The sequence below is a fragment of the Streptomyces sp. UH6 genome (genome assembly GCF_013421635.1).
Lineage (GTDB): Bacteria > Actinomycetota > Actinomycetes > Streptomycetales > Streptomycetaceae > Streptomyces > Streptomyces abyssomicinicus.
This window is the reverse complement of the sequence record NZ_JACADT010000505.1, coordinates 1-4076: the sequence shown is the minus strand read 5'-3', so window position 1 is coordinate 4076 and position 4076 is coordinate 1. Positions and strand designations below refer to the sequence as shown.

Sequence of the window (4076 nt, the reverse complement as noted above, 5' to 3'; positions counted from 1 at the left end):
GAGCCGCCCCGGCACCCGCACGCCGTCCAGGGACACCAGCGGGCCGTCCCCCTCCTCCTCCGCCACCGGCGCGGCCAGCGCCGTGCTCCCGAACCGCAGCGGCCTGGGCGGCGCGGCGACCTGGGAGCGCTCCAGCTCCTCGAGGCGGCGGACGGCCTGGCGCACCCGCCGGGAGATCTGGCTCTGGACCCGGCCGGCGCGGTGGCCGTAGCCCATCTTCTCGTTGTCCCGCGGGCCCCGGTCCGGTGCGACGCGGTGCGCGGTGACCCCTGCGGAGACCCGCAGGGCCTGGAGTTCCTCCTGCTCCTCGGCCCAGCGCCGCTCCCAGCGCTCCCGCGCGGCGCGCTTCCCGGCCAGGTAGTCGCTGTAGTTGCCGCCGTGGCGGACCGGGCCGTCCACCGCCGGGTCGAGGTCGACCAGGTCCGTGCACACCGCGTCCAGGAAGGCCCGGTCGTGACTGGCCAGGACGACGACGCCGGGCAGGGCGCGCAGCCGTTCCTCGAGGAAGGCCGCGGCGTCGTCGTCGAGATGGTTGGTCGGTTCGTCCAGCAGCAGGGCGGAGGGCTGCCGGACCAGCAGCGCGGCGAGGGCGAGCCGGCCACGCTGGCCGCCGGACAGCGATCCGAGTGTCCGCTCGTGCCCGAAGGCGCCCAGGCCGAGACCGTCGAGCACCAGCACGGCACGCCGGTCGGCGTCCCAGGCCTCCCGCTCCTGGGCGCGTTCGAGGCGGCCGCCGTAGGCGTCGAGCAGGTCGGCGTACCCGGGCGCGTCCTCGGCGGTCCGCGCGAGCCGCTCGGCGAGCCGTTCCAGCTCGGCGAGGTCCTCCCTGGCCTCGCGCAGGGCGTCGTCGAGGACGGCGGCGATCGTCGAGCCGCTGTCGTACGGCATCTCCTGATGGAGAAAGCCCAGGTCGCAGGGCCGGACGACGTCGCCGGCGTCGGGTTCGTCCGTCCCGGCGAGCAGGCGCAGCAGGGTCGACTTGCCGACGCCGTTCTCTCCGATCAGGCCGATGCGGTGTCCGGGAGAGGCGGTGAGGGAGACACCGTCGAGCACGCGTCGGCCGTCGAGCGTGCGGACGAGGTCGTGGGCGAGCAGAGGGGGCTGAGGCATGAGGTCCGTTCCACGTGATCGGTGTACGGCCCGCGGGGCGGTGCGCCTCGGCGCGGGCCAGGTCGACACGCCGGCGGCTCACACCTCGGGGCGCCCCGTTTCGCCGAGCTCGCCGTCGGCCAGACGCAGCCACCGCCGCACGCCGATCTCCCGCAGGAACCGCTCGTCGTGGCTGACCACCACGAAGGCCCCCTGGTAGGAGTTGAGCGCACTCTCCAACTGGCCCGTGCTGAGCAGGTCGAGATTGTTCGTCGGCTCGTCCAGGAGCAGCAGGTGCGGCGCCGGCTCCGCGCACAGGACGCAGGCCAGGGTGGCGCGCAGGCGCTCCCCTCCGGAGAGCACGCCGACGGGCAGATGGGCGCGGGGCCCCCTGAAGAGGAAGCGGGCGAGCAGGTTCATCCGCTCGGCCTCCGGCCGCCGCGGGGCGTGGTCGGCGAAGTTCTCGGCGACCGTGCGGTCCAGGTCCAGCAGGTCCAGGCGCTGCGACAGATGGGCGACCCGGCCCTCGGCCCGCCTGACCACGCCGCTCCCCGGCGCCAGGTCGCCGCTCAGCAGACGCAGCAGGGTGCTCTTGCCGGCGCCGTTGGGACCGGTCAGCGCGACGCGCTCCGGGCCGCGGATCGTCAGGTCGACGCCGTCGGCGGCGAACACCTCCTCGTCCCCGAGGCGGACGCGGAGCTGCTCGCCGAGGAAGAGGGTGCGTCCGGCGGGCACGTGGGTGTCCGGCAGGTCCAGGGTGATGCGCTGCTCGTCGCGCAGCGCGCGCCCGGCCTCGTCGAGCCGGGCCTGCGCCTCGCCGACCCGACCGGCGTGCACCTGGCCCGCCCGGCCCGCGGACTCCTGCGCACCCCGTTTCATGTTCCCGGCGAAGATGCGGGGGAGCCCCGCGTTCCTCAGGTTGCGGACGGCGTTGCTCTGCCGGCGTTCGGCGCGCTCGCGGGCCTGCTGCATCTCGCGCTTCTCGCGCTTCAGTTCCTGCTCGGCATTGCGGACGTTCCTCTGCGCGGCCTCCTGCTCGGCCCGCACCGCCTGTTCGTATTCGGTGAAGTTGCCGCCGTAAAAACGCAGTTCGCCGGATTCGAGCTCGGCGATGCTCTCCATGCGGTCGAGCAGCGCGCGGTCGTGGCTGACCAGGAGCAGGCAGCCGTCGAAGTCCTCCAGCACGCCGTAGAGCTTGTGGCGGGCGTCGGCGTCGAGGTTGTTGGTGGGCTCGTCGAGCAGGAGCACGTCGGGTCGCTTCAGCAGCTGGGCGGCGAGACCCAGGGAGACGATCTGGCCGCCGCTGAGCGTGCTCAGGCTCCGGTCCAGGGTGAGGCCGGCCAGGCCCAGGCGGTCGAGCTGGGCGCGGGTGCGTTCCTCGATGTCCCAGTCGTCGCCGATGGTGGCGAAGTGCTCCTCGGCGACGTCTCCGGACTCCACGGCGTCGATGGCGCGGATGACGGCGGCGACGCCCAGCACCTCGGCGACCGTGAGACCGCCGGACAGGGGCAGGGTCTGCGGGAGGTGGCCGAGTGTGCCGGAGACGGAGACCGACCCGGCACCGGGCCGCAGTTCACCGGCGATCAGCTTCAGCAGTGTGCTCTTGCCGGTGCCGTTGGGCGCGACGAGACCGGTGCGGCCGGCGGCGACGGTGAAGGACAGGTCCTGGAAGACGGGGGTGTCGTCGGGCCAGGAGAAGGACAGGCTGGAGCAGACGACGCGGGCGTCGGACATGGAGGTGACCTCGTGAGGAAGGAGGCAGAACGCTTCTGCCCCGGTGGCAGACAAGGGGGAGGAGGGGACGACGTCGAGGCCACGACGGCGGCGCTTCCACGCACCGGCCGGTGGCCTGTCGGGGCCGGGTGATCACCCGGAGATGTCGTCGTCCACCACCATGTCTGGGCTCCTCAACAAGCGATCAACGTCTCCAGCAGGGTAACAGCAGGGGCTCGGGGCGGGGCGGAAGCACAAGGCCCTCCGGGGTCACCCGGTCGGACGCGGACCGCAGCCTCCGCGTCCGGGGGCGCAGACCCGGCAGGCGCCCCCGGAGGAGCTACCGGCCGCCGGCCGTGTCGTCGGGGCTCGGCCCGGGACCGGGGAACGGGGCTCAGCCCGGGACCGGGGTGAGCAGCACGAAGTCCGCGCCCGACCGGTCGAGGCAGACGGCCATCCGGCCGACGCCCTCCGCGTCCTCGGGCCCCATCTGCACGCTGCCACCGTTCCCGGTGACCCTGGCCACCGCGGCGTCGCAGTCGGTGACGTTGAAGACCGGGTGCCAGTACGGCCTGCCGTGCGTCAGGCCGAGATTCTCCGCGGGCATTTCCATGAGGCCGCCGTGCATCCGTTCCTCGGGGAGCCCGGCGGGGGTGATGATCGAGTACGTGCCCCCGCCGCCGGGCAGCTCCATGTCGCTGAACCGCCAGCCGAGGACGCCGCCGTAGAACTCCTTCGCGGCGGTGGCGTCGCTCGTGTACAGCTCGGTCCAGGACAGCGAGCCCGGCTGGTCCACCAGCTCGACGCCCTTGTCCGTGCCCGGCTGCCAGACGGCGAACTGTCCGCCCAGGGGGTCGCTGTACTGCGCCATCCGGCCCCATTCGTCGAGGTCCGTCGGGGCCACCCGCACCGTGCCGCCCGCGCGCTCCACGGCCCGGGTGGTGGCGTCCGCGTCCTCGACGCCGTAGTAGATCATCCACGCCGAGCGGGCACCCTCCTCGGTCAGCTTGCCGAGCCCGGCGACGATCTTGCCGTCCTTGCGGAACATGCCGCCTTCCATGTCCTCGCTCTCGCCCATGGACTCGTAGTCCCAGCCGAGCACGGAGCCGTAGAAGGCCGCGGCTTCGCGCACGTCGGGCGCGCCGAGGTCGAGCCAGCAGGGGGAACCGGGCGCGAAGTCATTGGTGATCATGGTGATGACTCCCTTCCGCAGATCCTTGACGCCTCCAGCCTGGCACGGGGCCGCGGCGGTCGCCCGTCGTGCCGCTGAGAGG

General features: G+C 73.3%; 3 protein-coding genes. All 3 read right to left on the bottom strand.

All coding sequences use genetic code 11. The features are described 5' to 3' along the window. Nucleotides 1–1110 (bottom strand): ATP-binding cassette domain-containing protein (locus HW445_RS20910; RefSeq protein ID WP_180222515.1); only part of this gene is annotated, 1110 nt, incomplete at its 3' end. 78 nt (nucleotides 1111–1188) lie between these two features. Next, the gene (locus tag HW445_RS20905; protein ID WP_180222514.1) at nucleotides 1189–2823 is read right to left on the bottom strand and encodes an ABC-F family ATP-binding cassette domain-containing protein; all 1635 of its coding nucleotides are present in this window, start codon (nucleotides 2821–2823) and stop codon (nucleotides 1189–1191) included. Between the two features lie 373 nt (nucleotides 2824–3196). Then, nucleotides 3197–3994 carry a VOC family protein gene (locus HW445_RS20900; protein ID WP_180222513.1) on the bottom strand — a complete coding sequence of 266 codons (798 nt, stop codon included), beginning with the start codon at nucleotides 3992–3994 and terminating at the stop codon, nucleotides 3197–3199. Nucleotides 3995–4076 lie beyond the last annotated feature (82 nt).